The organism is Allobosea sp. CS1GBMeth4, assembly GCF_900185715.1.
Classification (GTDB): Bacteria; Pseudomonadota; Alphaproteobacteria; order Rhizobiales; family Beijerinckiaceae; genus Allobosea.
In genome coordinates this window covers 100,350-127,048 of record NZ_FYAS01000025.1, presented here as the reverse complement: position 1 = coordinate 127,048, position 26,699 = coordinate 100,350, and the positions used below count along the sequence as shown (strand labels likewise).

Sequence of the window (26,699 nt, the reverse complement as noted above, 5' to 3'; positions counted from 1 at the left end):
GGCGTTGACGGACCGCTTCGTCTCCCATTTCACCAACAGGCTGGATGCCAAGGGGCGGGTCTCGATCCCGGCCCCGTTCCGGGCCGTCCTGGCGAAGGACGGCTACGAGGGGCTCTACGTCTATCCGGCGCTCGACCAGGCCAGCCTCGACTGCGGCGGCCACGCGCTGCGAGCGACCATCGACGAGATCCTGTCGCGCTTCTCGCCATTCTCGGAGGAGTGGGAGTCGCTCTCGACGGCACTGAACGGCACCTCCGAGGTGTTGAAGGTCGACCCGGAAGGGCGGATCATGCTGAGCGATGCGCTGAAGGCCCATGCCGGGATCGGCGACACCGTCGCCTTCGTCGGGCAGGGCCACAAGTTCCAGATCTGGGAGCCGGAGCGCTTCAAGGCGCATCTCGAGGCGGCGCGGGCGAAGCTGCGCGACGTTCGCCGCGCGCTCGGCGGGAGACCGGCGGCATGACGGGCGAACCGCATATCCCGGTGCTGATGAACGAGGCGCTCGATGCGCTCGCCCTCGAGCCCGGCGGCCGCTATCTCGACGGCACCTTCGGAGCGGGGGGCTATTCGCGCGCCCTGCTGGAGCGCGAGCCGACCGCGCAGCTGCTGGCGCTCGATCGCGATCCGACGGCCATCACCGGCGGCGCCGGCCTCGTCGCGGCGATGGGCGGGCGGCTGACGCTGGCGCAGGCCCGTTTCGGCGCTCTGGCCGAGGAGGCCGAACGCTTCAGGATGGCTCCGCTCGACGGCGTGGTGCTCGATATCGGCGTCTCGTCGATGCAGCTCGACCAGGCCGGGCGCGGCTTCTCGTTCCGCCAGGACGGGCCGCTCGACATGCGCATGGAAGCGGGCGGGCAGAGCGCGGCCGAACTCGTCAACGAGGCCGATGAGGGCGTGCTCGCCAACATCATCTATCATTACGGCGAGGAGCGGCGCTCGCGCGCCGTGGCGCGCGCCATCGTCGAGGTGCGGCGCAAGGCGCCGATCACGACGACCAAGCAGCTGGCCGACCTGGTCGCCGGCATCGTCCGGGCCGAGCCCGGCGGCGCCCATCCGGCGACTCGGACCTTCCAGGCGCTGCGGATCGCGGTGAACGACGAGCTCTGCGAGCTGGTCCGGGCCCTGCACGGCGCCGAATCCGTGCTGAAGCCGGGCGGGCGGCTCGCCGTCGTCACCTTCCATTCGCTCGAGGACCGCATCGTCAAGCATTTCTTCGCCGAGCGGTCGGGGAAGGTCCCGTCAGGCTCGCGCCACGCGCCGGCGATGGCGGCGCCGCAGGCGACGTTCAGGCTCGTCACCAAGGGGCCGGTCTCGCCGTCGGAGGCGGAGATCCGGGCCAATCCGCGCGCCCGCTCGGCCAAGCTGCGGGCCGCCGAGCGCACCGAAGCGCCGGCCCGGGCCCCCGATCCCGATCTCGTCGGGCTCGCCGTCGTGCCCGCGCCGCAAACCCGCCGGAGGAGCTGAGCGTGATCAAGCTCTTGCACATCATCGCCATCGGCGCGCTGGTCTCCTCGGCGCTCTACGCCTATTCGATCAAATACGAGTCGACGCTGCAGGCCGAGCAACTGCAGAAGCTCAAGGCCAAGGCCCAGCGCGAGCGCGACGCCATCGCCGTGCTGAAGGCCGAATGGCAGTTCCTCAACCGGCCCGACCGGCTGCAGGCGCTCGCCGACAAGCATCTCGACCTGCAACCGCTGGCGACGACCCAGATCGTGCGCCTGTCGGACATCCCCAATCGCGGGCCGAAGGTCGACTCGATCGGCCGCAAGCTCGAGGATCTCGGTCTCGGCCTGCCGACCGAGACGCCGAGGGACCGCAAGAGCAACACCGCGACCACGCCGGGAGGCCGCCCATGAGCCAGGAGGCCAATCCGCCGGTCACGGCTCCCGAGATCGCCGCCCCCGCTGCCGCCGTAAAGCCGAGATGGCGCCTGCGCACCGAATGGCTGCGCGACATCTTCCGGATGAGCGGAGAGAAGAGCGAGCCGCGCGTCGGGCTGGTGATCCTCGGCTTCAGCGGGCTGTTCCTCGCGATCGTCGGCCGGCTGGTCATGCTCGGGGCCTTTCCGAGCGACCAGGTCGGCCTGCGGCGGGCGACGTCGAACGCGATCTCGGCGGCGCGTCCCGACATCCTCGACCGCAACGGCATCCAGCTCGCCACCGACATCCGCACCGTCTCGGTCTTCGCCGAGCCGCGCAACATCCTCGACAAGGACGAGGCGACCGAGCTCCTGACCGCCGTCCTGCCCGATCTCGACGCCAAGGAGCTGCGCGACAAGCTCGGCACCAAGAAGGGCTTCGTCTGGGTCAAGCGCGAGATCACGCCGCGCCAGCAGGCCGAGGTCCACCGCCTCGGCATCCCCGGGGTCGGCTTCGTGCCGGAGAACAAGCGCGTCTACCCGAACGGCAATGTCGCCGCCCATGTGCTCGGCTTCGCCAATGTCGACAATGTCGGCATCGCCGGGATCGAGAAGTACATCGACTCGCAGGGGCTCCAGGACCTGAACGGCGCGGGCTTCGCGGTGCAGGCCTCCGACCTGAAGCCGGTCCAGCTCTCGATCGACATGCGCGTCCAGCACCTGCTGCGCGACGAGCTGGTGAAGGGCATGGCGAAATACCGGGCGATCGCGGCGGCCGGCGCCATCATGGACGTCAACACCGGCGAGATGATCGCCCTGGTCTCGCTGCCCGATTTCGACCCCGGCAACCCGGTCGACGCGCTGGAGAAGGACCGGATCAACCGGATGAATGTCGGCGTCTACGAGATGGGCTCGACCTTCAAGGCGCTGACCGTCGCGATGGCGCTGGATTCCGGCAAGGCCAACATCAATTCGAGCTACTCGACCGCCGGCGGCATGATGCGGTTCGGTCGGCAGGTCATCAAGGAATACCACGGCACCGGCCGCACGCTGACCGTGCCCGAGGTGTTCCTGCACTCGTCGAACATGGGCTCGATCAAGATGGCGCTCTCGGTGGGCGTCGAGGGCCACAAGGCCTTCCTGAAGAAGATGATGCAGCTCGACCGGATGACGACCGAGCTGCCGGAGAGCGCGGCGCCGATCGTCCCGCAGCGCTGGGGCGAGATCAACACCGCGACGATCGCCTTCGGCCACGGCCTCGCCGTCGCGCCGATCCAGGCGCTGGCCGCCGTCGGCGCGCTGGTCAACGGCGGCTACCTGATCAAGCCGACCTTCCTGAAACGCTCGGAGGAGGAGGCGAAGAAGGGCGCGCCGCGCGTCATCAAGCCGGAGACCTCCGAGGCGATGCGCTTCATCATGCGCCTCAACGGCGAGAAGGGCTCGGCCCGCAAGGCCGACATCCCCGGCTATTTCGTCGGCGGCAAGACTGGCACGGCCGAGAAGGTCATCAACGGCCGCTACGCCAAGAACAAGAACTTCACCACCTTCACGGCGATCGCGCCGTCGGACAAGCCGCGCTATGTCTTCCTCGCCATCTATGACGAGCCGAAGGGCTATGCCGAGAGCGGCGGCTACTCGACCGCGGCCTGGAATGCCGGTGTGACCACCGGCAAGGTGATCGAGCGGGCGGCGCCGATCCTCGGCCTGGCGCCGCGCTTCGAACCGCCGCAGGCGCCGTTCCCGCTGATGGCCAAGCTCGGCGCCTGGGGGTCTCGATAGGGCAGGGTGGATGCTTTATCCAGCTTGCGCCGTCATTCCGGGGCAGCACCGAAGGTGTGCAGCGCCGGAATCCATCGTAGAGCGCTGCCTAGGATGGATTCCGGCGCTCCGCTTCGCTGCGGCCGGAATGGCGGCGTAGTATCGATCATGGCGCGCCAGAGAATCGTGAAGGACAGATGACTCACTCCGGATTCAGCCTCGGCCAGCTCTTTCCGGGTGCGTTTCCGGAGGCAAGAGAACGCCGCGTCGGTGGCGTCGCCTTCGACAGCCGCAAGGTCTCGGCCGGCGACGCCTTCGTCGCGCTCGCGGGGGCCAGGGCCGACGGTGCCCGCTTCATCGCCGATGCGGTGCAGCGCGGCGCGATCGCGATCGTCTCCGGCGGGCCGCGTCCCGCCGAGCTGCCCGACGCCGTCGCGCATGCCGAGGTGGCCGATCCGCGCCGCGCGCTGGCGCTGGCCGCCGCGACCGTGCACCCGCGCCAGCCGGGGACGGTCGTCGCCGTCACCGGCACCAGCGGGAAATCCTCGGTCGCCGAGTTCACGCGCCAGATCTTCAAGGCGCTCGGCCACAAGGCGGCGAGCGTCGGCACGATCGGCATCGTCACGGAAGCCGGAGCCGATTACGGCTCGCTGACCACGCCGGACCCGCTTTCGCTGCATGCTTCGCTCGACAGGCTGGCCGGGGACGGCGTCACGCATCTCGCGATGGAAGCATCGTCGCACGGGCTCGACCAGCGCCGGCTCGACGGGGTCAGGCTCGCCGCCGGCGCCTTCCTCAATCTCGGCCGCGACCATCTCGACTACCATCCGAGCGTCGAGGACTATCTGTCGGCCAAGCTGCGGCTGTGGGAGCTGCTGCCGGCCGGCGCGCCCGTGGTGATCAACCGCGACGAGCCCTATGCCGACCAGGCCGAGGCCGCGGCCAAGGCGGGCGGTCATCCGGTGATCGGCATCGGCAGGCAAGGCGATCGCCTGAGGCTGCTGGACCTGGCGCGCGAGGGCTTCTCGCAGCGCCTGACCGTCGAGATCGACGGCGCTGAAGCCGAGGTCCTGCTGCCGATGGTCGGGGACTACATGGCGGGCAATGCGCTGGTGGCCGCCGGGCTCGCGATCGCGACCGGCGAGGACCCCGCTGCGAGCGTCCAGGCGATCGCCGGGCTCAAGGGCGTGCCGGGCCGGCTCGACCGCGTCGGCGAGCACAAGGGCGGGCTCGTCGTGGTCGACTATGCCCACAAGCCCGATGCGCTCGCCGCGGTGCTCAAGGCGTTGCGGCTCTATGCCGGCGGCCGGCTGATCTGCGTGTTCGGCTGCGGCGGCGACCGCGACCGCGGCAAGCGGCCGCTGATGGGCAGGATCGCCGCCGACGGCGCCGACATCGCGATCGTCACCGACGACAATCCGCGCAGCGAGGACCCCGCCGCGATCCGCGCCGAGGTGCTGGCGGCGGCGCCGGGCCGCCTCAGGGAGATCGGCGATCGCGGCGAGGCGATCATGGCCGGGGTCGCCATGCTGCAGCCCGGCGACGTGCTGGTCGTGGCCGGAAAAGGCCATGAAAGCGGCCAGATCATCGGCGATCGGACGCTGCCGTTCTCGGACCATGAGGTGGTCCGCGAGGCGATCGCGGCATTGGCTGGGGGAAGACGGGGATGACCGAACCGCTCTGGGGTGGCGCGCGCCTGATCGAGGCGATGGGCGCCCGTTCGCGAGGCCCCGTTCCGGCGGCCGTGACCGGCGCCTCGATCGACACGCGCACGCTCGAGCCGGGCGACGCCTTCTTCGCCATCAGGGGCGATGCGCGCGACGGCCACGACTTCGTCGCGGCGGCGCTCGACAGGGGCGCGGCGCTCGCCGTGGTCGACGAGGCGCATGCCGGCGCCTTCCCGGCCGATGCGCCGCTCGCCATCGTCCCGGACGTGCTGCGCGCCATGGAGCGGGCCGGCATGGCCCGGCGGGCCGAGCTCTCCGCCAGGATCGTCGCGGTGACCGGCTCGGTCGGCAAGACCGGGACCAAGGAGGCGCTGCGGCTCGTGCTGTCGCGCCAGGGCAAGACGCATGCGCCGGTCGCCTCCTACAACAACCATTGGGGCGTGCCGCTGACGCTGACGCGGACGCCACGCGACGTGCGCTACGGCGTCTACGAGATCGGCATGAACGCGCCCGGCGAGATCCTGCCGCTGGCGAAGATGGTCCGGCCCGAGGTCGCGATCATCACCACGATCCAGCCGGTGCACCTGGCCGCCTTCGAGTCGCTCGAGGGAATCGCCCGCGAGAAGGCGGCGATCTTCGGTGGGCTCGAAGCGGGCGGCACCGCTATCATCAACGCCGACATCGCGCAGGCCGGCCTGCTGCGGGAGCTGGCGCTCGCCGCCGGGGCCGGGCGTGTCGTCTCCTTCGGCGAGAGCGAGCAGGCGGATGTGCGGCTGCTCGGCTGCTCACTGAAGGCGGACGTCTCGACCGCCGATGCCAGCGTGATGGGACGGCCGGTGACCTACAAGCTCGGCAGCCCGGGCAGGCACATCGTCCTCAACTCGCTCGCCGTGCTCGCGGCGGTCGAGGTGCTCGGCGCCGATCTCGCGCTGGCCGCGCTGGCGCTCGCCGACCTGACGCCGCCGTCGGGCCGCGGCGCCAGGCAGGTGCTGCATGCCCCTTCCGGCCCGTTCACCCTGATCGACGAGAGCTACAACGGCAATCCCGCCTCGATGCGGGCCGCGATCGAGAATCTCGGCCGCATGCCGGTCTCCGGCAGGGGGCGGCGCATCGCCGTGCTCGGCGACATGCTCGAGCTCGGCGAAACCGCGCCGGAGCTGCACAAGGGGCTGGCCGACGCGGTCACCGGCAACGGCATCGACCTCGTCTTCGCCTGCGGCCCGCTGATGAGAACCCTGTACGACGCCTTGCCTTCGCACCGCCGCGGCGCTTATGCCGCACAGGCGAGCAGCCTCGAGCCCTATGTGCTCGACGCGGTCCGCGCCGGCGACGTCGTGACGGTGAAGGGCTCGCTCGGCACGCGCATGGGGCCGATCGTCAAGGCGATGACGGCTCGCTTCCCGGTCGTCCCGGCCGACGACTGACAAGGAACGGAATTTCGATGCTGGTCTGGCTTGCCGAGTTCGCGGGGACCTTCCCGGTCCTCAACGTCTTCCGCTACATCACCTTCCGAGCCGGCGGAGCGACCGCGACCGCGCTGCTCTTCGTCTTCTTCTTCGGGCCGGCGGCGATCTCCTGGCTCAGGATCAAGCAGGGCAAGGGCCAGCCGATCCGCAGCGACGGGCCGGAATCGCATCTCGCCAAGCGCGGAACGCCGACCATGGGCGGGCTGATGATCCTGACCGGGCTGTTCGTCGCGACGCTGCTCTGGGGCAATCTGCGCAATCCCTACGTCTGGATCGTTCTCGGCGTCACCGCGAGCTATGGCGCGATCGGCTTCTATGACGACTATCTCAAGGTGACGAAGCAATCGCACAAGGGCTTCTCCAGCAAGGCGCGCCTGGCCCTCGAGGTCGCGATCGCGCTGGTGGCCTGCACCGCGATCATGCGGATCAGCCCGCCCGCGATCGCCAGCGGCTTCGCCATGCCGTTCCTGAAGGAGCTGATGATCCCGCTCGGCCTCCTGTTCCCGCTGGTCACCGCCTTCGTCGTGGTCGGTGCCGGCAATTCGGTGAACCTGACCGACGGGCTCGACGGGCTCGCCATCGTGCCGGTGATGATCGCGGCCGGCACCTTCGGCTTCATCGCCTATCTCGCCGGCAACGCCATCTTCGCCAACTACCTGCAGATCCACCATGTCCCGGGCGTCGGCGAGCTCGCCGTGCTCTGCGGCGCGATGATGGGGGCGGGGCTCGGCTTCCTCTGGTTCAACGCGCCGCCGGCGCAGATCTTCATGGGCGACACCGGCTCGCTCGGCCTGGGCGGCATGCTCGGCACCATCGCGGTCGCGATCAAGCACGAGGTCGTGCTCGCCATCGTCGGCGGCCTGTTCGTGGTCGAGGCGCTCTCGGTGATCATCCAGGTCGCGGTGTTCAAGCGCACCGGCAAGCGCGTCTTCCTGATGGCGCCGATCCATCATCATTTCGAGAAGCTGGGCTGGACCGAGCCGCAGGTGGTGATCCGCTTCTGGATCATCTCGGTGGTGCTGGCGCTGGTCGGCCTCGCCACGCTGAAGCTGCGCTGAGGATATATTGACATCTGTCGGATCGTTCTTGGTCGGACCCACCTTTGTCATTCCGGGGCTTCGCGTAGCGAAGAACCCGGAACCCACGACCGGGCAAGGTGCCTTCGACTGGGCCTCTGATATCTCACCTGATCGTGGGTTCCGGGTTCGCGCCTGCGGCGCGCCCCGGAATGACAAAGAGGGCGTGCGCTGGCTCATGAAAGCGAGAACATCATGACCCCGATCACCGTCTTCGCCGGCAAGACCCTCGCCCTGTTCGGCCTCGGCGGCTCGGGGCTGGCGACGGCGCGTGCGCTGATCGCCGGCGGTGCCAAAGTCGCCTGCTGGGACGATCAATCCGCGAGCCGCGACAAGGCGGCGGCCGAAGGGCTCGACGTCGTCGACCTCGCCGGCGCCGACTGGCCCGGCTTTGCCGCCTTCGTGCTCTCGCCGGGCGTGCCGCTGACCCATCCCGCACCGCACTGGACGGTCGAGAAGGCCAAGGCCGCGAATGTCCCGGTGATCGGCGACATCGAACTCTTCTTCCTCGAACGGGCGAAGATTGCGCCTGCCGCGCCGGTGGTCTGCATCACCGGCACCAACGGCAAGTCGACCACGACGGCGCTGATCGCGCATGTGCTGCAGGCCGCCGGGCGCGACGTGCAGATGGGCGGCAATATCGGCACCGCCGTGCTGGCGCTGGAGCCGCCGGCTCAGAACCGCATCCATGTCGTCGAGTGCTCGACATTCCAGATCGATCTGGCTCCCTCCATCAAGCCCACGGTCGGCATCCAGATGAACCTGACGCCGGACCATCTCGATCGGCACGGCAGCTTCGAGGCCTATGGCGCGATCAAGGAGCGGCTGGTCGCCGCCTCGGATCTCGCAGTGATCGGGGTCGACGACGAGCCGTCGAAGCAGATGGCGCGCCGGCGTGCCGCCTCGGGCAAGCCGCTGGTCAGGATCAGCGGCGAGCAGCCGCTCGACGAAGGCGTCTTCGCGGGCGTCACCGCCAATGCGGGCCAGCTCGACACGCGGATCGTCGCGGTCAGGGACGGCAAGCCGAAGGTCGTCGCCAGTCTCGCCGGCATCGGCTCCCTGCGCGGCAGCCACAACGCGCAGAATGCCGCGGCTGCCTTCGCCGCCTGCGCCGCGCTCGGCCTCTCCGACGCGGAGATCGCCGCGGGCTTCCGGAGCTATCCCGGGCTGAAGCACCGGATGGAGGAACTCGGCCGCATCGGCCGCGTCGTCTTCATCAACGATTCCAAGGCGACGAACGCGGATTCGACCGAGAAGGCGCTGACCTCCTTCCGCGAGATCTTCTGGATTCTCGGCGGCAAGGCCAAGGAGGGCGGCATCGAGTCGCTGCGCCGCTATTTCCCCAACATCGCCCGGGCCTATCTGATCGGCGCGGCGAGCGACCTCTTCGCCGCGACCTTCGAGGCTGACGGCCGCGTCGCCTACGAGCGCAGCGGCACGCTCGACGTCGCGGTCGCCGCAGCGACGAAGGCGGCACTGGCGCAGGAAGGAACCGGCGAGATCGCTGTGCTGCTCTCGCCGGCCTGCGCGTCCTACGACCAGTTCCCGAATTTCGAGGTGCGCGGCGACGCCTTCCGGGCGCTGGTCCAGGCGCTGCCGGGCTTCGAGGCGGCCAGCAAATAGACTCAAGGCCCTCGCAGGAGCGAGGCCGGGTGTCAAGCGTCAATTGACGCATGACATGCATCGCGTTAATCTCCGCCCATGGAGATCGCGGGCATCAGGCACAAAGCGCTTCGACAGTTCGCGGAAACCGGGAAAGGCAAAGGCCTACCCGGCAATCTCGTCGATCGGCTGCGAAACATGCTCGCCTATCTGGCTGCGATCGATGCTGCCGAGGAGCTCAAGAACCCGCCGAACTACGGGGCTCATCAGATGACGGGCGACCGGGCGGGCGAATGGTCGCTCATCGTGACGAAGAATTGGCGCACGACGTTTCGCGTCAATCAGGCTCTCGCGATCGAGGACATCGATCTGGAGGATTATCACTGATGGCCATCAAGCTTCATCCGAGCTTCGCCGTTCATCCCGGAGCGTGGTTGCGGACTGAAATCGTCGAACCTTATGGTTTGAGCGTGACGGTCGCGGCCGAGAAACTGGGCGTGACGCGGCAGGCGATGAGCAATCTCCTCAATGGCAAGGCCGCCTTGTCGGCCGAGATGGCGATCCGGTTCGAAAAGGCGTTCGGCATCCGGGCCGAGACGATGCTGCGGATGCAGGCGGCCTATGACCTGGTCGAAGCCCGCGCCCATGAGGACGAGATCAAGGTGGAGCGCGTCGCGGCGCTGGTCTAGCGACCTGCTCTGCGGCGGTGCCAAGTACCGGAGCATCCTTATGCCCAAGGTCGACGTTGCCGCTGTTCCCGAACGCCAGGGCTCGGGCTATCCGAAGCCCTTCGATGCTCCTTGCGCCGAGCGCATCCGCAAGCGCCTCGGCGAGGCCGGCGGCCTCGGCGATTTCGGCGTCAACCTGATGCGGCTGCCGCCGGGCGGCTGGTCGAGCCAGCGGCACTGGCATTCGCACGAGGACGAGTTCGTCTACCTGCTCGAGGGCGAGGTGGTGCTGATCGAGGACGAGGGCGAGACCGTGCTGCGCGCCGGCGATTGCGCCGCCTTCGCCAAGAACAGCGGTAACGGCCATCACATGATCAACCGCTCGGACCAGGTCGCGGTCTACCTCGAAGTCGGCAGCCGCTCTGCCGACGACCTGATCACCTGCTCCGACATCGACATGATGAGCCCGAGCAGGGACGGGCGTTTCCTGCACAAGGATGGCAGGCCTTATGACGATGCCCGATGATCATGGTCGCCATCCCGAGAGCCACGCGCTGCTCGACCGCTGCCTACAGGCGGATGTGGGCTGGATCGAACTGATCAAGGAGATCCGAAGCCGCTGCGAAATGAGCCTTCCCGAAGCTCAGGAATTAGCCCTGTCTCATGAGGGGTGGCGGCGCTGGGTTGCGAGGAGATTGAACATCGATCCGCGTTGCAGGAAGCAGGCGTCGCGACATATTCGCGATCATGGAGCGGCATCTTTTTTCGTGCAGCGAGGCGACCGGATAGAGCTCCGCTGAGCTTGCAAGGCCGCATTGCTACAAGTCTCCGAGCACACTAGCCCCTTGGGGGCAAAGCTCGCCTCGGAATCAATCGGTTAACCATTCATTGACAGAGTGATTCGTCGGAGCGGGCGCCCCCATCTGCCTGCTCGGTACGGAGCCTTGGAACGATGGTCTCGCGCGCGGAACCCAGCCTGAGCGGCCGCTGGTGGTGGTCGATCGACCGCGTCATCCTGACGACGCTGGTAGCGCTCATGGTCTCCGGCGTGGTGCTGCTGATGGCGGGCGGGCCGCCCGTCGCCGAGCGGCTGGGCCTCTCGACCTTCCATTTCGTCAACCGCCAGGTGGTCTATCTGCTGGTGGCGCTGGCGATCTTCCTCTCGACCTCGCTGCTGGCGCCGCGCCAGGTGCGCCGGATCGCGCTGATCATCTTCCTGATGTCGCTCGCCGGCGTGGTCGGCACGCTCTATTTCGGCGTCGAGGTCAAGGGCGCCAAGCGCTGGCTGACGCTCGGCCCGCTCGGCTCGGTGCAGCCCTCGGAATTCCTCAAGCCGGCCTTCGTCGTGCTCGCCGCCTGGGCCTTCGCCGAGGGGCACCGCCGGCCCGACCTGCCGGGCACGATCATCGCCTTCCTGCTCCTGCCGATCACCATCGTGCCGCTGGTGCTGCAGCCCGATTTCGGCCAGACCATCCTGATCACCCTGGTCTGGGCCGGGCTGTTCTTCGTCGCCGGATTGCACTGGTTCTGGGTGATGGGGCTGGGCGGCATCGGCGCCGTCGGCCTGTTCATCGCCTATGAGCTCGTGCCGCATGTGCGCGCCCGCATCGAGCGCTTCATGGACAAGGGCTCGGGCGACACCTTCCAGGTCGACACGGCGCTGGAGAGCTTCGCCCAGGGCGGCTGGTTCGGCAAAGGCCCGGGCGAGGGCACGGTGAAGCGCATCCTGCCCGACGCCCATACCGACTTCATCTTCGCGGTGACGGCGGAGGAGTTCGGCATCGTCGTCTGCATGGTGCTGGTGCTGCTCTTCGCGATCATCGTGCTGCGGGCGCTGTTCGTGGCGCAGCGCGCCGAGGATCCGTTCGTGCGCCTCGGCGTCACCGGCCTCGCCTTGCTCTTCGGCATCCAGGCGGCGATCAACATGATGGTGAACCTGCACATGATGCCGGCCAAGGGCATGACCTTGCCGTTCATCTCCTATGGCGGCTCCTCGCTGATCTCGCTGGCGCTCGGCACCGGCTTCCTGCTGGCGCTGACCCGCAAGCGGCCGCGAGCGGAAAGCCTCAGCGAGACGGGGCGCCGCCCATGAGCGCCGGGGGACAGGCGCCGCTCGTCATGCTCGCCGCCGGCGGCACGGGCGGGCATCTCTTCCCGGCCGAGGCGCTGAGCCATGCCCTGCACGGCCACGGCGTCAGGGTGGCGCTGATCACCGATACGCGCGCCGCCGACTATGCCGGCAATTTCCCGGCCGAATCGATCCATGCCGTGCCGGCGGCGACGCCCTCGGGCAAGTCGCCGGTGGCGATGGCGAAGGCCGCGCTCGTCCTGCTGCGCGGCGTGCTGGCGGCGCGCCAGGCGATCAAGCGGCTGAAGCCCGCCATCGTCGTCGGCTTCGGCGGCTACCCGACGGTGCCGCCGGTCTTCGCCGCAACGCTGATGGGCGTGCCGGCCATGGTGCACGAGCAGAACGCGGTGATCGGCCGGGCCAATCGCTTCCTCGCCGGCCGGGTCAGAGCGATCGCCACCGGCTTCGCCGAGGTCGGCGGCCTCACCCCCGCCCAGGCGGCCAAGTGCACGCAGGTCGGCAACCCCGTGCGCCCGGCCGTGATCGCGGCGGCCTCGCCCTATCCCGCGCCGGAGGGGCGGCTCAACCTCCTCGTCTTCGGCGGCAGCCAGGGCGCGCGCGTGATGGCCGACATCGTGCCCCCCGCCATCCAGTTGCTCTCGCCGGAGGAGCGGGCGCGGCTCTCGATCGTCCAGCAGGCGCGCTCCGAGGACGACGACCGGGTGCGCAAGATCTACACCTCGCTCGGCATCCGGTGCGAGATCGCACCGTTCTTCAAGGACCTGCCGGCGCGGATGGCGGCATCGCATCTGGTGGTCGCGCGCTCCGGCGCCTCGACCGTCGCCGAGCTCTCGGTGATCGGCCGTCCGTCGCTGCTGGTGCCGCTGCCGGGTTCGCTCGACCAGGACCAGGCCGCCAACGCCGCCGTGCTCGCCAGAGCGGGCGGGGCGATGATGATTCTGCAGAGCGATTTCTCGCCGCGGCGCCTCGCCGGCGAGCTGTCCGCACTCCTTGCCGAGCCGTCGCGCTTGACGGCGATGGCCGAGGCCGCCAAGAGCGCGGGCATACCGGATGCGGCCGACCGCCTGGCGCGGCTCGTGCTGCAGACCGCCCAACACTGACTGTCTCGGGACGCGACACATCATGAAGCTGCCGCCGAAGCTCGGCTCCATCCATTTCGTCGGCATCGGCGGCATCGGCATGTCCGGCATCGCCGAGGTGCTGCACAATCTCGGCTACGAGGTGCAGGGCTCGGACGCCTCCGACAACGCCAATGTCCGCCGCCTCGCCGACAAGGGCATCAGGACCTTCGTCGGCCATGCCGCCGGCAATATCGGCGAGGCCGAGGTGGTGGTGGTCTCGACCGCGATCAAGCGCGACAATCCGGAATTGATGGCGGCGCGCGAGAAGCGCCTGCCGGTGGTGCGCCGCGCCGAGATGCTGGCCGAGCTGATGCGGCTGAAATCCTGCGTCGCCATCGCCGGCACGCATGGCAAGACGACGACGACCTCGCTGGTCGCGACCCTGCTCGAGAAGGGCGGGCTCGACCCGACCGTGATCAATGGCGGCATCATCAACGCCTACGGCACCAATGCCCGCATGGGCGAGAGCGACTGGATGGTGGTCGAGGCCGACGAATCCGACGGCACCTTCCTGAAGCTGCCGGCGGACGTCGCGATCATCACCAATATCGACCCGGAGCATCTCGACCATTTCGGCTCGTTCGATGCGATCAAGGCGGCCTTCCGCTCCTTCGTGGACAACCTGCCTTTCTACGGCTTCGCGGTGATGTGCATCGACCATCCGAGCGTGCAGGAGCTGGTCGGGCAGATCGAGGACCGGCGCGTCATCACCTATGGCGAGAACCCTCAGGCCGATTTCCGCCTGCTCGACATCGACCTGACCGGCGGCCGGTCGCAGTTCACGCTGCTGATCCGCGACCGCAAGCGCGGCCGCGAGGAAGTGGTGCGTGACCTCGTCATGCCGATGCCGGGCCATCACAACGCGCTCAACGCCACGGCGGCGGTCGCCGTCGCCTATGATCTCGGCGTGCCGGTGCAGACGATCCGCGAGGCGCTCGCCGGTTTCGGCGGCGTGAAGCGCCGGTTCACCAAGACCGGCGAATGGAACGGCGCGCTGATCTTCGACGATTACGGCCACCACCCGGTCGAGATCGCGGCCGTGCTCAAGGCGGCGCGCGCCTCGACCAGGGGCAAGGTGATCGCGGTGATGCAGCCGCATCGCTACAGCCGGCTGTCGAGCCTGTTCGCCGACTTCGCCGCCTGCTTCAACGATGCCGATACGGTGATCGTCGCCGACGTCTACGCGGCCGGCGAGCAGCCGATCGCGGGCGCCGACCGCGACTCGCTGGTGGCGGCGATCAAGGCGCGCGGGCATCGCCACGCCCTGCCGCTCGAAGCCTCCGACAAGCTCGCCGGCATGGTCGCGGCGCTCGCCGGTCCGGGTGATTACGTCGTCTGCCTGGGCGCGGGGAACATCACGCAATGGGCCTATGCCCTGCCGGGCGAGCTCGCCTCTCTTCCTTCTCCCCTCGGGGGAGAAGGTGGCAGCGCGAAGCGCTGACGTCTTGCCTCTTGCTTCCCTTCTCCCCTTGCGGGAGAAGGTGGCGCGATAGCGCCGGATGAGGGGTCGCGCGACGGTTACGGCCAACGGCGTGCGGCATTCTCGACTTTCGGAAAAACGGACGGCGCGACCCCTCATCCGACCCGGCTTTGCCGGGCCACCTTCTCCCGCAAGGGGAGAAGGGTCAGCGCGAGCTTTGCCATGCCGTTCCCTGATCTGACCCCCGACATCCGCGCCGCCGCGCCCGAAACGCGCGGGCGGCTGCTCGCCAATCAGGAGATGGCGGGGCTGACCTGGTTCCGCGTCGGCGGCCCGGCGCAGGTGCTGTTCACCCCGGCCGACGAAGACGATCTCGCCTATCTGCTCGGCAGGCTGCCGGCGGAGGTCCCGGTCACCGTGGTCGGGCTCGGCTCGAACCTGATCGTGCGCGACGGCGGCATTCCCGGCCTGGTCATCCGCCTCGCCGGCAAGGCCTTCGGCGAGATCGCCCGCGAGGATGGCGACCGGCTGCGTGCCGGCACGGCCGTTCCGGACGTGAAGGTGGCGCGCGCCGCGGCTGACGCCTCGCTCGACGGGCTCGCCTTCTATCGCGGCATTCCCGGCTGCATCGGCGGAGCGCTGCGCATGAACGCCGGCGCGCATGGCGGCGAGACCACCGATGTGCTGATCGAGGCGCGCGGCGTCACCCGCAAGGGCGAGATCGTGACGCTCTCGCATGCCGATATGGGCTTCGCCTACCGCAACTCGGCGGCGCCGGGCGACATCGTCTTCACCTCGGCCCTGTTCCAGGGGCGCCCGGGCGACCAGGCGGCGATCCTCGCCGAGATGGAGCGGGTGACGGCGGCGCGCGAGGCGGCGCAGCCGATCAAGGAACGCACCGGCGGCTCGACCTTCAAGAATCCGGAGGGCGGAAAGGCCTGGCAGCTGATCGACGCGGCCGGTTGCCGGGGTCTGCGCGTCGGCGGGGCGCAGGTCTCCGAGATGCACTGCAACTTCCTGATCAACACCGGCGGCGCGACGGCCGCCGATATCGAGGGGCTGGGCGAAGAGGTCCGCCGCCGCGTCAGGGAGAATTCAGGCTACGAGCTGCACTGGGAAATCAAGCGGCTCGGCGTCGCGGCCTGAGCCGGAGCGACCGGCGCAGCCGGCCTGCGCCGCGACAGCATGATGCCGGCGACGGTCGAGCCGAAGACGATGGCGATGCCGAACCATTGCCGGGGGGTGAACCATTCGCCGAGCAGGGCGGCGCCGAGGAAGGTCGCGACCAGCGGGCTGAGCAGGCTGAGGAAGGCGACGCCCGTGCCGATGGCGGCGATGCCACGCACCCAGAGCCAATAGGCGAGGGCGGTGCCGATCACGACCAGATAGCTCAGGCCGGCGAGGTTGCGCAGGGTGGGCATCGGCGGCAGGCCTTCGACTGCGAGCGCGACCGGCAGGAGCAGAAGCCCGCCGAGCGTGAGCTGCCAGGCGGCGAGCGCCAGCGGCGTCCCGACCCTGCCCCAGCGCTCGATCAGCACGGTGCCGGTCGCCATCGAGGCGGCGCCGACGAGCGCGGCGACGACGCCGACCGCATCGAGCCGCACCGTGTCGCCGATCACCAGCAGGCCGACGCCGACGGTGCCCGCGAGCGCGGCGAGCACCTGGCCGAGGCGCGGGCGGCGCAGCAGGAGCGGCCAGGCGAGGAAGGCGACGAGCAGCGGCTGCATGGAGCCGAGCGTCGCTGCGAGCCCGCCCGGCAGGCGCGAGGCGCTGAGAAAGAGCATGCCGAAGAACAGGCCGATATTGGCGAAGCCGATGACGGCGAGCGGCAGGAGCCTGTCGCGCGGCGGCAGGCCGGGACCGAGCAGCATCAGGAGGAGGCCGGCCGGCAGCGCACGCAGCGCCCCGACCAGCAGCGGATGCTCGACCGGAAGCGTCTGGGTGAAGACGATATAGGTCGAGCCCCACAGGCAGGGCGCCAGGATCGTCGCGAGCAGGATGCGGGTCTTGCCGTCGGCCATCGCGGCCTCCCTTTGCATCGTGGATGGCATGCGCGTAAGTTTATTCGAGGCAAGATAATTTGATATCGAATTATCTGATGAAGGACAACTAGGCTTGGGATTTTCATGAGTCAAGCTGATCGGACGGAGCAGGGCGGCGGGCTCGAGTCGATCCTCGCCCAATGGCGGCGGGCGCGGCCCGATATCGACCCGAGCCCGATGGCGGTTTGCGGCGCGATCTGGCGGGCGGCCGAGCGGGTGCGCCTCGGCGTCGGGCGCAATCTGCTCGGCGAGGATCTCGACTTCGCCGGTTTCGACGTTCTGATGACGCTGCGCCGCCAGGGCGAGCGGGGCGGCTCCCTGACGCCGTCGGAGCTCGCCCAGGACATGATGCTGTCGACCTCGGCGATGACGAATCGGCTGGACCGGCTGGAGAAGCGCGGGCTGATCCTCCGGCAGGCCGATCCGCAGGACAGGCGCAGCCTGCGCATCGTGCTGACGCCAGCGGGGTTCGCGCTGATCGAGCGTCTCGTGGCCTCGCATGTGGCGACGGAGGAGGCGCTGCTGTCGGCGCTGGACCGGGCGGAGCGCGAGCAGCTCAAGGCCCTGCTGGCCAAGGTCGCCGCGCGCGAGGGGGAGTGAGTCCGGCGCGCAACAGACACCCCCACATTAACCGGGACGGCGCATCGTTAACGCGTCGTTAACCATGTCGGATCAGGTTCGGACCCGGGAGTTCGGTGTCAGGAACCTTGATGGGCAAGCATGTCGCAGTGCTGATGGGCGGGTGGTCCGTCGAGCGTGAGGTCAGCCTCAGCAGCGGCGCGGCCTGTGCTCGGGCGCTGGAGGGCGTCGGCTATCGCGTCACGCGCGTCGAGGTCGGCCGCGACATCGCCGAGGTGCTGGCGAGGCTGAGGCCCGACGTCGCCTTCAACGCCCTGCACGGCCGTTACGGCGAAGACGGCACGATCCAGGGCGTGCTCGAGATTCTCGCCATCCCCTATACTCATTCCGGCGTGCTGGCTTCCGCGCTCGCCATCCGCAAGGACAAGGCCAAGACGGTGGTCGCGGCGGCCGGCGTGCCGGTGGCGCAGGGCGTGACGGTCTCGCGCTTCGAGGCGGCCCGGCGCCATGTCCTGCCGCCGCCCTATGTGCTGAAGCCGGTCGACGAAGGCTCCTCGGTCGGGGTGGTGATCGTTAAGAAAGGCCGCGAGCACCCGCCCCAGGAGATCGCCCGGCAAGACTGGCCTTGCGGCGAGACCATGCTGGCCGAAAGCTTCGTCGCCGGGCGCGAGCTGACCTGCGCGGTGATGGACGGCAAGTCCTTGGGGGTAACGGAGATTCGGGCGGCGACGGGCGAATTCTACGACTACGACGCCAAATATGCCAAAGGCGGTTCGGTCCACATCTGCCCGGCGCAAATTTTACCGAATCTTTACCGCCAAATCGAAGAGTGTGCGTTAACGGCGCATCAAGCAATCGGATGCCGCGGCGTCAGCCGTTCAGACTTCCGCTACGACGACGCGAGCGACACGCTCGTCTGGCTGGAAGTCAACACGCAGCCGGGCATGACCGAGACTAGCCTGGTGCCCGAACTAGCCGCCCATGCGGGCATGAATTTCGGTGAGCTCGTCAGATGGATCGTGGAGGACGCCTCCTTGAATCGGTGAAGGTGGAGCCGGCATTCGCCGGCGCCAACCTGCCGATGCGCGTGACGGGGCCGCAGCTCCTCGTCGGCGAGCGCTCGCGCCGCTGGTTCCGCGGCTCGCGCCGCAGCGCCGTCGCGGTGCCGCTGGCCGAGCGGCTGCCGCGCGGCTTCGGCTCGCTGCTGGCGATCGGCTTCCTGACGCTCGCGGGTGCGACCGGCGCCGTCCTCGGCGGCCATTACGAGACCTTCCGCGAGACCTATGGCGAGCCCAGGCACGCAGTCGCCCGGCTCGTCGGGCTCGGCATCGACCGCATCACCATTTCCGGGCTGAGCGGGCTCTCGGAGATCGAGGTGCTGGTCGCGGCCGGCATCGATCCGAAGGTCTCGCTCGCCTTCTTCGACGCGGACGAAGCGCGCAGGCGGCTCGAGGCGACGCCGATGATCCGCGAGGCCTCGGTCCGCAAGCTCTATCCCGGCGAGATCGCGATCAACCTCGTCGAGCGCGAGCCCTACGCGCTCTGGCAGGTCAAGGGCGATCTCTTCCTGATCGCGCAGGACGGCACCGTGATCGACAAGATGGACGATGGCCGCTTCGCCTATCTGCCCCTGGTCGTCGGTGCCGACGCCAATCTCAGGGCGAAGGACTATCTCGCCCTGCTCGCCGAAGCCGGCCCCTTCGCCGCGCGTATCCGCGCCGGCAGCCTCGTCGCCGGCCGGCGCTGGAACCTCAAGCTCGACAGCGGCGCCGATGTCAGGCTGCCGGAGCAGGGCGCCGGCGCGGCACTGAAGCGCCTGGCCAGCCTCGAGCAGGACTTCCGAATCAGCGAGAAGGACCTGATCGCCATCGACATGCGCCAGCCGGACCGCGTCACCATGCGCCTGACCGAAGAGGCCGCGACCGCGCGGGCCGAGCAGCTCAAGAGCAAGGCCAAGAAGAAAGGCGGCGAGGCATGAGCCTGACCTCGCAAGGCCTGACCCCGCGGATGCGGCCGCTTTCGTCGCGCAAGAGCGCGACCTTGTCGATTCTGGACATCGGCACGAGCAAGGTCGTCTGCCTGATCGCCGAGCTCAACCCGGCCGAGGCGAACGAGCGCCTGCGCGGACGCACCCATGTCGCGCGCATCATCGGCATCGGCCATCAGCGCTCGCTCGGCCTGAAGGGCGGGGCGATCATCGATCTCGAAAGCGCCGAGCGTGCCATCCGCGCCGCGGTCGACGCCGCCGAGCGCATGGCCAAGGTCGAGGTCCAGTCGGTGATCGTCAACCTGACCGGCGGCCGGCTGAACTCGCAGCATTACCAGGCCAGCGTCGAGCTGCGCGGCGGCTCGGTCGGCGATTCCGACGTGAAGCGGGTGCTCGCCGCCGCTGCGACCCATGCCATCCGGCCGGGCAAGGCGGTGCTGCATGCGCTGCCGACCGGCTATGCGCTCGACGGCTCGCCCGGCGTGCTCGACCCGCGCGGGCTGATCGGCGGGGCACTCTCGGTCGACATGCACGTCGTCGCGGCGGAAGCGGCGGCGGCGCGCAACGTCATGCTCGCGGTCGAGCGCTGCCATCTCGAGGTCGAGGCGGTGGTCGCGACGCCCTATGCCGCGGGGCTCTCCGTGCTGGTCGACGACGAGGCCGAGATGGGCGTCGTCGTGGTCGACATGGGCGGCGGCACGACCTCGCTCGGCGTCTTCTCCGGCGGCCACCTGACCCATGCCGACGCGGTCGCCGTCGGCGGCAACCACATCACCATGGACGTGGCGCGCGGGCTCTCGACCCGGGTCTCCGCGGCCGAGCGGCTGAAGACGCTGCACGGCTCGGCGATCGCCAGCCCTTCCGACGAGCGCGACATGATCGCGGTGCCGCAGGTCGACGACGACGAGCGCGACATGCCGAACCATCTGTCGAAGTCGCACCTGGTCAGGATCATCAGGCCGCGCGTCGAGGAGATCCTCGAACTGGTGCGCGACCGGCTGAAGGCGGCCGGCTTCTCGGCCGAGGCCGGGCGGCGCGTCGTCCTGACCGGCGGCGCCTGCCAGCTCACCGGCATGCCGGAGGTGGCGCGGCGCGTGCTCGGCGGCCAGGTCCGCACGGGCCGCCCGCTCGGAATCAAGGGTCTGCCCGAGGCGGGCAAGGGGCCGTCCTTCGCGGCGGCGGTCGGCCTGCTGGTCTATCCGCAGGTCGCCCATGTCGAACATTTCGAGCCGCGGGCGGGGGCGTCCTTCTTCGCCCATGCGAGCGACGGCTATTTCTCCCGCGTCGGCCGCTGGCTGCGCGAGAGCTTCTAGAGTTGCGGCCCGCGGCGTCGAGAGGCGGGGCGGGCCGGGGTGAGTTGAGCAGAACGGGGCCGCGGCCCCTGGCGTGGAAGACGGGACGGCCCGCCAGGAGCCGGACAAGACAGTGAAAGAGGCAATCATGGCGATGAACCTGCAAGCCCCGGACATCCGGGAACTGAAGCCCCGGATTACCGTCTTCGGCGTCGGTGGCGCCGGCGGCAATGCGGTCAACAACATGATCGAGGCCGGCCTCGACGGCGTCGACTTCGTCTGCGCCAACACCGACGCCCAGGCGCTCGCGCTCTCCCGTGCCCCGCGCATCATCCAGATGGGCCTGCAGGTCACCGAGGGCCTCGGCGCCGGCTCGCAGCCGGAAGTCGGCCGCGCCGCGGCGGAAGAGGTGATCGACGAGATCCGCGACCATCTCGCCGGCGCGCACATGGTCTTCATCACCGCCGGCATGGGCGGCGGCACCGGCACGGGCGCGGCTCCCGCGATCGCCCGCGTCGCCCGCGACATGGGCATCCTCACGGTCGGCGTCGTCACCAAGCCGTTCCAGTTCGAGGGCATGCGCCGCATGCGCATGGCCGAGGCCGGCATCGGCGAGCTGAACGAGGCGGTCGACACGCTGATCGTCATCCCGAACCAGAACCTGTTCCGCGTCGCCAACGAGAACACCGGCTTCGCCGACGCCTTCGGCATGGCCGACCAGGTGCTCTACTCCGGCGTGGCCTGCATCACCGACCTGATGGTCCGCCCCGGCCTGATCAATCTCGACTTCGCCGACGTGCGCGCCGTGATGCGCGGCATGGGCAAGGCGATGATGGGCACCGGCGAGGCGCAGGGCGAGAAGCGCGCGCTCTCGGCAGCGCAGGCGGCGATCAACAACCCGCTGCTCGACGACGTCTCGATGAAGGGCGCGCGCGGCCTGCTGATCTCGATCACCGGCGGGCGCGACATGAAGCTCTACGAGGTCGACGAAGCCGCCACCCGCATCCGCGAGGAGGTCGACTCCGAGGCCAACATCATCGTCGGCGCCACCTTCGACGAGGCGCTGGAAGGCACGATGCGCGTCTCGGTGGTGGCGACCGGCATCGACAAGCCGATCAGCGCCCAGGGCGAGATCGACCCGACCGAAGCGCGCATCGCCGAAGTCGCCGAGCGGCTGAAGGCGGAGGCGCGGCTGCGCTCGGCCGTGCCGAACATCCGCACCTCCGCCGCGGCTCCGGCCCCGGCAGCGATGCCGGCGCCCGTCGCCGAGACCGCGATGCCCGAGCCGGTGCGCGCACCGGCCCCGGCTCCGGCCCCGAGCTTCGCCGCCGACGTCCGCATCGAGCCGGCCCAGCCGCGCCAGGCGATGGTGGCTCCGCCGGTCGTCGAGGCGCCGATGCCCGAGGCGTCGGTGCCGCATATCGAGGACAGCTTCATCCCGCCGGCTCCGGAGCGTGCGGTGATCCGCCCGACCCGCATGCCGCGCGTCGAGGATCTGCCGCTGCCGGCCCAGCACCAGATCGCTCAGAGCCGCGGCGCGGCGCCCGCACCGGCGCCGGCCTCGGTCGAGCAGAAGCGCATGTCGCTGATGCAGCGCCTCGCCTCGGTCGGGTTCGGCCGCAAGGAGGACGAGCATGAGGTGCCCGTGGCTCCGCCGGCGCCGGCACAGCGGCAGGCGCCGCCGGTGGCCGCGCCCGGCCCGAGCGCGGCCCATGCCGAGTTCATGCGCCGCCCGCCGGTTCCGGCGACCCGGCCGGCTCAGGGGCAGCTCGACCAGCTCGGCCGCGCCGCGCCGCAGCGCAATACCGAAGAGGACCAGCTCGAGATCCCGGCCTTCCTGCGCCGCCAGTCGAACTGACCGGCCAGACCCGGCGCGACCGGTCTTTCACGAACGGCCCGGCGGAGCCCTCCGCCGGGCCTTTTTTAACGCCTGAAAAACCATATACATCAATCGGATGGTTAAGGTTTTCTGGCTTCGTAACCTCTGTTACAGAGCGAAAGAAAGCGTGATTTTGAAGGCAGTGCGCCTGCGCGTATCTTGCAGCGCATCACCGGGTAGGGGATTCGGGATTAATCCTGAGTTCGCCGCACATCAGGGAACCGCGTCGATCGTCGAACAGGTTGCGCCGCAAGGTGCCGGCCCGGAGATCGTCGCGCTCGAGATCGGATACTGAGTATGATGGCTGAACGGCAGACGACCCTACGCTCGCCCGTGACCCTCGAAGGCATCGGCGTTCACTCCGGGGCTCCCGCCTGCCTGACCCTGCGGCCCTCCACTGCCAATTCCGGCGTCGTCTTCCTGCGCAAGGGGCTGGAGGGCGGCCATGAGCAGCTGATCCACGCCCGCCACAACAAGGTCAGCGCCACCGAGCTCTGCACCGTGATCGGCGACCAGGCCTCCGGCTCCGTCGCGACGATCGAGCATCTGATGTCGGCCTGCTCCGGCCTCTGCCTCGATAATGTGCTCGTCGAGATCGACGGTCCGGAAATGCCGATCATGGACGGCAGCGCCGCCGAATTCGTCGCGGCGATCGAGGCGACCGGCCTCGTCGCGCTCGGCGCGACCCGGCGTTATCTCAAGGTGCTGCGGCCGGTGCGGATCGAGCATGGCCGCGCCTTCGCCGAGCTGTCGCCCTCGGAGAACGGCTTCCGCCTCGATGTCGAGATCGATTTCGACACGCCCGCGATCGGCCGCCAGCGCAAGATCTTCGATCTCGATCCCGAGGCCTATTCCCGCGAGATCTCCCGCGCCCGCACCTTCGGCTTCATGCGCGATGTCGAGCAGCTCTGGAAGGCCGGCTTCGCGCTCGGCGCCTCGCTCGACAACACCGTCGCGATCGGCGACGACAAGGTGATCAATCCGGAAGGCCTGCGCTACGCCGACGAGTTCGTGCGCCACAAGGTGCTCGACGCGGTCGGCGACCTGGCGCTCGCCGGCTATCCGATCCTCGGCGATTTCCGCTCCTATTGCGGCGGCCACCGCATGAACATCCGGGTTCTGGAGGCGCTGTTCGCCGACCGCGCCAATTATGCGATCGTCGAGGCGCAGCCGGTCTACGCCCATCGCGCGGTGCAGATGGCGGCCGGGCCGGTGCCCGCCGCGCTGGCGCCCGACCTGCACTGAGGGCCTCCCGGCAGGGCATCACGCGACGCCGCGCCTTGCATTCGCCCGTTTCCTGTTGGAAACGGCGATCGCACTGCACGAAGCGCCCGTCACGCTTGGCGAAAAGGTTGCTTCTGAGCTAGAGCATGGTCCGCAAGGGCGGGAACCGCTTTTGCGACGGGACCATGCTCCAGCGGTGAGTTGGCGCGATTTTGGTCGTTCGGCCGTTCCGGCTGGACCGAAAGCGCGCTAAGCCATTTCGTGCGCTTCTCCCGAGGGGGCGCTTCAAGGACGGATGTAGTGAGCGTCATGCGGCTGAAGACATTCAATTCCGGCGAATCGGCGAGCGGCGCCAAGCGCCTTGCGCTGGCTTTCGCTCTCGCGGCCGCGCTCGGCGGCTGCGACACGATGAGCTCGCTCAACCCGTTCGACCGGCCCGAGGTCTACAAGCCCGAGGTGCTGCCGGAGGTCCCGGCCGACAAGCTCTACAATGAGGGGCTCGCCCGCCTGCAGGGCGGCGACACCGAAGGCGCGAACAAGAAGTTCGAGGAGATCGACAAGCAGGCGCCGTTCTCGCCCTATTCGAAGAAGGGCCTGATCCTGACCGCCTACGCCAATTACGAGGCGGCGAAGTACGACGACGCGATCACCGCCTCGAAGCGCTTCCTGGCGCAGAACCCGGCGAGCCCGGACGCGGCCTACGCGCAGTACATCCTGGCGATGTCCTATTACAACCAGATCCCCGACGCGACGCGCGACCAGGAGCGCACCGGCCTGGCGCTGCGCGCGATGCAGGAGCTGCTCGACCGCTACCCGAAGTCGGAATACGTCATCGACGTGCGCGAGAAGATGCTGGTCGCCCGCGACCAGCTCGCCGGCAAGGAGATGAATGTCGGCCGCTTCTATCTCCAGAAGCGCAACTATACCGGCGCCGTCGGCCGCTTCCGCGAGGTCATCACCAAGTACCAGACCACGCGCCATGTCGAGGAGGCGCTGATGCGCCTGACCGAGGCCTATATGGCCCTCGGCATCACCAACGAGGCGCAGACCGCCGCCGCGGTGCTCGGCCACAACTTCCCGGACAGCCCCTGGTACAAGGACGCCTATGCGCTCCTGGAGAGCGGCGGGCTGCAGCCGCGCGAGGATCGCGGCTCCTATATCAGCCGGCTCTTCAACGGCTTCACCCGCACCATCACCGGCCTGGTGCGCTGACCGCATGAGCGGCGCCGCCGCAAGCTGAGAGCCGTCATGCTCGCCCAGCTCTCGATCCGCGACATCGTTCTGATCGACCGGCTCGACCTGGGCTTCGAGGGCGGGCTCAGCGTGCTGACCGGCGAGACCGGCGCCGGCAAGTCGATCCTGCTCGACGGTTTCGCGCTGGCGCTGGGGGCCCGCGGCGATGGCGGGCTGGTGCGCCATGGCGAGAGTCAGGGCCAGGTCAGCGCCGTCTTCGACCTGCCGATGACGCATCCGGCGCGGGCGCTCGCCCAGGCGCAGGAGATCGATACCGACGGCGACCTGATCCTGCGGCGCGTGCAATATGCCGACGGCCGGACCCGCGCCTTCGTCAACGACCAGCCGGTCAGCGTGCAGATCCTGCGCATGATCGGCGCGGCTCTGGTCGAGATCCATGGCCAGCACGACGACCGGGCGCTGACCGATCCGGCCCAGCACCGCACCATCCTCGACGGCTTCGGCGAACTGACCGAGCAGGCGGCCGAGGTGGCGCGCGCCAGCGAGATACTGAAGAAGGCGCGCCAGGCCCTGCAGAGCCAGCGCATCCGGGTCGAGACCGCGCGCAAGGAGGCTGATTTCCTGCGCCATGCGGTGGCCGAGCTCGGCAAGCTCGCGCCGGAGCTGGGCGAGGAGGAGGCGCTCGCGGCGCAGCGCCAGGGCATGATGGCCGCCGAGAAGGTGGCGCGCGACATCATCGAGGCGTTCGAGGCGGTCGGCGGCACGGCGTCGCCGGTCGCGGCGCTGTCGGGGGTGCTGCGCCGGCTGGAGCGCCGGGCCGCGCAGGCGCCGGAGCTGATCGATCCCTCGATCGCGGCCCTGACCACGGCGGTGGTGGCGCTGGAGGAAGCGGGCGAGACCCTGCAGGCCGCGGTGCGCGCGGCGGAGTTCGACCCACGCGTGCTGGAACGGGTCGAGGAGCGCCTGTTCGCCCTGCGGGCGGCGGCGCGCAAGTTCGACGTGCCGGTCGACGCGCTGCCGGCGCTGGCGCAGACCATGGCGGCCGACCTCGCCGCGCTCGACGAGAGCGAGGGCTCGCTGAAGCGGCTGGAGGCGGAGCTCGCCGAGGCCGAGGCGGCCTATGTCGCGCTGGCAAACACGCTTTCGGCCGGGCGTCTGTGGGCCGCGGCGGCGCTCGACGCCGCCGTCAAGGCTGAGCTGCCGCCGCTCAAGCTCGAGCGGGCACGCTTCATCACGCAGATCGACAGCGATCCCGAGGCACGCGGGCCGGAGGGGTTCGACCGGGTGGAGTTCTGGGTCGAGACCAATCCCGGCACCCGGCCGGGGCCGATGATGAAGGTCGCGTCCGGCGGCGAGCTCTCGCGCTTCATGCTGGCGCTGAAGGTGGTGCTGGCCGAGCGCGGCTCGGCTCCGACGCTGGTCTTCGACGAGATCGACACCGGCGTTGGCGGCGCGGTGGCGGATGCGATCGGCGAGCGACTGGCGCGGCTGGCGGCGCGGGTGCAGGTGATCTCGGTGACGCATGCGCCGCAGGTCGCTGCCAAGGCCGGGCAGCATTTCCTGATCGCGAAATCGGCCCAGGGCGGAGAGGGCGCGGACGAGCGCACCGTCACCCGCGTCTCGCCGCTGGAGGAGGGCAGCCGGCGCGAGGAGATCGCGCGCATGCTTGCCGGCGCCTCGATCACCGAGGAGGCGAGGGCGGCGGCCGGCAAGCTGCTCGATGCGGCCGGGCTGCGGGGATAGCGGCCGTCCTTCCGGGTTCGGGCCTGCCGGCCTG

General features: G+C 69.4%; 25 protein-coding genes. 24 read left to right on the top strand and 1 reads right to left on the bottom strand.

The window, feature by feature from the left end; genetic code table 11:
- Positions 1 to 4: 4 nt before the first annotated feature.
- The 16 genes from CS1GBM4_RS14310 to murB all read left to right on the top strand — a co-directional run bounded on the left by CS1GBM4_RS14310 (position 5) and on the right by murB (position 15,871).
- A complete protein-coding gene (locus CS1GBM4_RS14310) occupies positions 5 to 463 on the top strand; it encodes a division/cell wall cluster transcriptional repressor MraZ (RefSeq protein WP_186419403.1) in 459 nt (152 codons plus the stop codon).
- The gene (rsmH, locus tag CS1GBM4_RS14305; RefSeq protein WP_186419402.1) at positions 460 to 1,464 is read left to right on the top strand and encodes a 16S rRNA (cytosine(1402)-N(4))-methyltransferase RsmH; all 1,005 of its coding nucleotides are present in this window, start codon (positions 460 to 462) and stop codon (positions 1,462 to 1,464) included. Before CS1GBM4_RS14310 ends, rsmH begins: the two co-directional genes overlap by 4 nt.
- A gap of 2 nt (positions 1,465 to 1,466) precedes the next feature.
- A complete protein-coding gene (locus tag CS1GBM4_RS14300; RefSeq protein ID WP_186419401.1) occupies positions 1,467 to 1,856 on the top strand; it encodes a hypothetical protein in 390 nt (129 codons plus the stop codon).
- On the top strand, positions 1,853 to 3,637 hold the full coding sequence (locus tag CS1GBM4_RS14295) for a penicillin-binding protein 2 (protein ID WP_186419400.1): 1,785 nt from the start codon (positions 1,853 to 1,855) through the stop codon (positions 3,635 to 3,637). Before CS1GBM4_RS14300 ends, CS1GBM4_RS14295 begins: the two co-directional genes overlap by 4 nt.
- 176 nt (positions 3,638 to 3,813) lie before the next feature.
- Positions 3,814 to 5,286 (top strand): UDP-N-acetylmuramoyl-L-alanyl-D-glutamate--2,6-diaminopimelate ligase, encoded by a 1,473-nt coding sequence (locus CS1GBM4_RS14290; RefSeq protein ID WP_186419399.1) that lies wholly within the window; start codon positions 3,814 to 3,816, stop codon positions 5,284 to 5,286.
- Entirely contained in the window at positions 5,283 to 6,707 is a 1,425-nt protein-coding gene (locus CS1GBM4_RS14285; RefSeq protein WP_186419398.1) for a UDP-N-acetylmuramoylalanyl-D-glutamyl-2,6-diaminopimelate--D-alanyl-D-alanine ligase, read from the top strand. Before CS1GBM4_RS14290 ends, CS1GBM4_RS14285 begins: the two co-directional genes overlap by 4 nt.
- 17 nt (positions 6,708 to 6,724) lie before the next feature.
- Complete coding sequence (gene mraY / locus CS1GBM4_RS14280; RefSeq protein WP_186419397.1) at positions 6,725 to 7,807, top strand: phospho-N-acetylmuramoyl-pentapeptide-transferase; 1,083 nt, start codon at positions 6,725 to 6,727, stop codon at positions 7,805 to 7,807.
- A 213-nt stretch (positions 7,808 to 8,020) separates the two neighbouring features.
- Positions 8,021 to 9,448, top strand: coding sequence for a UDP-N-acetylmuramoyl-L-alanine--D-glutamate ligase (gene murD, locus CS1GBM4_RS14275; RefSeq protein ID WP_186419396.1), 1,428 nt, complete (start codon positions 8,021 to 8,023; stop codon positions 9,446 to 9,448).
- Positions 9,449 to 9,526: 78 nt separating this feature from the next.
- Positions 9,527 to 9,814: a type II toxin-antitoxin system RelE/ParE family toxin gene (locus tag CS1GBM4_RS14270; protein WP_186419395.1), complete on the top strand. Its 288-nt coding sequence runs from the start codon at positions 9,527 to 9,529 to the stop codon at positions 9,812 to 9,814.
- Positions 9,814 to 10,116, top strand: coding sequence for a HigA family addiction module antitoxin (locus tag CS1GBM4_RS14265; RefSeq protein ID WP_186419394.1), 303 nt, complete (start codon positions 9,814 to 9,816; stop codon positions 10,114 to 10,116). Before CS1GBM4_RS14270 ends, CS1GBM4_RS14265 begins: the two co-directional genes overlap by 1 nt.
- A gap of 40 nt (positions 10,117 to 10,156) precedes the next feature.
- Positions 10,157 to 10,621 (top strand): cupin domain-containing protein, encoded by a 465-nt coding sequence (locus CS1GBM4_RS14260; protein WP_186419393.1) that lies wholly within the window; start codon positions 10,157 to 10,159, stop codon positions 10,619 to 10,621.
- Positions 10,605 to 10,895, top strand: coding sequence for a hypothetical protein (locus CS1GBM4_RS14255; RefSeq protein WP_186419392.1), 291 nt, complete (start codon positions 10,605 to 10,607; stop codon positions 10,893 to 10,895). Before CS1GBM4_RS14260 ends, CS1GBM4_RS14255 begins: the two co-directional genes overlap by 17 nt.
- A gap of 152 nt (positions 10,896 to 11,047) precedes the next feature.
- Positions 11,048 to 12,187, top strand: coding sequence for a putative peptidoglycan glycosyltransferase FtsW (locus CS1GBM4_RS14250; RefSeq protein ID WP_186419391.1), 1,140 nt, complete (start codon positions 11,048 to 11,050; stop codon positions 12,185 to 12,187).
- Positions 12,184 to 13,284, top strand: a complete 1,101-nt coding sequence (gene murG, locus CS1GBM4_RS14245) for an undecaprenyldiphospho-muramoylpentapeptide beta-N-acetylglucosaminyltransferase (protein WP_186419390.1) — start codon at positions 12,184 to 12,186, stop codon at positions 13,282 to 13,284. The genes CS1GBM4_RS14250 and murG overlap by 4 nt, the downstream gene beginning before the upstream one ends.
- A gap of 22 nt (positions 13,285 to 13,306) precedes the next feature.
- Positions 13,307 to 14,746, top strand: a complete 1,440-nt coding sequence (gene murC, locus CS1GBM4_RS14240) for a UDP-N-acetylmuramate--L-alanine ligase (protein ID WP_186419389.1) — start codon at positions 13,307 to 13,309, stop codon at positions 14,744 to 14,746.
- Positions 14,747 to 14,947: 201 nt separating this feature from the next.
- Positions 14,948 to 15,871 carry a UDP-N-acetylmuramate dehydrogenase gene (murB, locus tag CS1GBM4_RS14235; RefSeq protein WP_186419388.1) on the top strand — a complete coding sequence of 308 codons (924 nt, stop codon included), beginning with the start codon at positions 14,948 to 14,950 and terminating at the stop codon, positions 15,869 to 15,871.
- Here the strand turns inward: murB and CS1GBM4_RS14230 are convergent.
- A complete protein-coding gene (locus tag CS1GBM4_RS14230) occupies positions 15,826 to 16,746 on the bottom strand; it encodes an EamA family transporter (RefSeq protein ID WP_186419387.1) in 921 nt (306 codons plus the stop codon). The two genes, murB and CS1GBM4_RS14230, sit on opposite strands and share 46 nt — an antisense overlap.
- Before the next feature lie 105 nt (positions 16,747 to 16,851).
- Between CS1GBM4_RS14230 and CS1GBM4_RS14225 the strand changes: the two genes are divergently transcribed.
- The 8 genes from CS1GBM4_RS14225 to recN all read left to right on the top strand — a co-directional run bounded on the left by CS1GBM4_RS14225 (position 16,852) and on the right by recN (position 26,665).
- Positions 16,852 to 17,367 (top strand): MarR family transcriptional regulator, encoded by a 516-nt coding sequence (locus CS1GBM4_RS14225; RefSeq protein WP_186419386.1) that lies wholly within the window; start codon positions 16,852 to 16,854, stop codon positions 17,365 to 17,367.
- Positions 17,368 to 17,477: 110 nt separating this feature from the next.
- Positions 17,478 to 18,392 carry a D-alanine--D-alanine ligase gene (locus CS1GBM4_RS14220; protein WP_186419385.1) on the top strand — a complete coding sequence of 305 codons (915 nt, stop codon included), beginning with the start codon at positions 17,478 to 17,480 and terminating at the stop codon, positions 18,390 to 18,392.
- A 2-nt stretch (positions 18,393 to 18,394) separates the two neighbouring features.
- The gene (locus CS1GBM4_RS14215; protein ID WP_244607230.1) at positions 18,395 to 19,324 is read left to right on the top strand and encodes a cell division protein FtsQ/DivIB; all 930 of its coding nucleotides are present in this window, start codon (positions 18,395 to 18,397) and stop codon (positions 19,322 to 19,324) included.
- Entirely contained in the window at positions 19,321 to 20,646 is a 1,326-nt protein-coding gene (ftsA, locus tag CS1GBM4_RS14210) for a cell division protein FtsA (RefSeq protein ID WP_186419383.1), read from the top strand. Before CS1GBM4_RS14215 ends, ftsA begins: the two co-directional genes overlap by 4 nt.
- A gap of 127 nt (positions 20,647 to 20,773) precedes the next feature.
- Entirely contained in the window at positions 20,774 to 22,483 is a 1,710-nt protein-coding gene (gene ftsZ, locus CS1GBM4_RS14205; protein WP_186419382.1) for a cell division protein FtsZ, read from the top strand.
- Between the two features lie 318 nt (positions 22,484 to 22,801).
- The gene (gene lpxC / locus CS1GBM4_RS14200; RefSeq protein WP_186419381.1) at positions 22,802 to 23,749 is read left to right on the top strand and encodes a UDP-3-O-acyl-N-acetylglucosamine deacetylase; all 948 of its coding nucleotides are present in this window, start codon (positions 22,802 to 22,804) and stop codon (positions 23,747 to 23,749) included.
- Between the two features lie 288 nt (positions 23,750 to 24,037).
- A complete protein-coding gene (locus CS1GBM4_RS14195) occupies positions 24,038 to 24,940 on the top strand; it encodes an outer membrane protein assembly factor BamD (protein ID WP_186419380.1) in 903 nt (300 codons plus the stop codon).
- 36 nt (positions 24,941 to 24,976) lie between these two features.
- Positions 24,977 to 26,665 carry a DNA repair protein RecN gene (recN, locus tag CS1GBM4_RS14190; protein ID WP_186419379.1) on the top strand — a complete coding sequence of 563 codons (1,689 nt, stop codon included), beginning with the start codon at positions 24,977 to 24,979 and terminating at the stop codon, positions 26,663 to 26,665.
- The last annotated feature ends 34 nt before the right edge of the window (positions 26,666 to 26,699 follow it).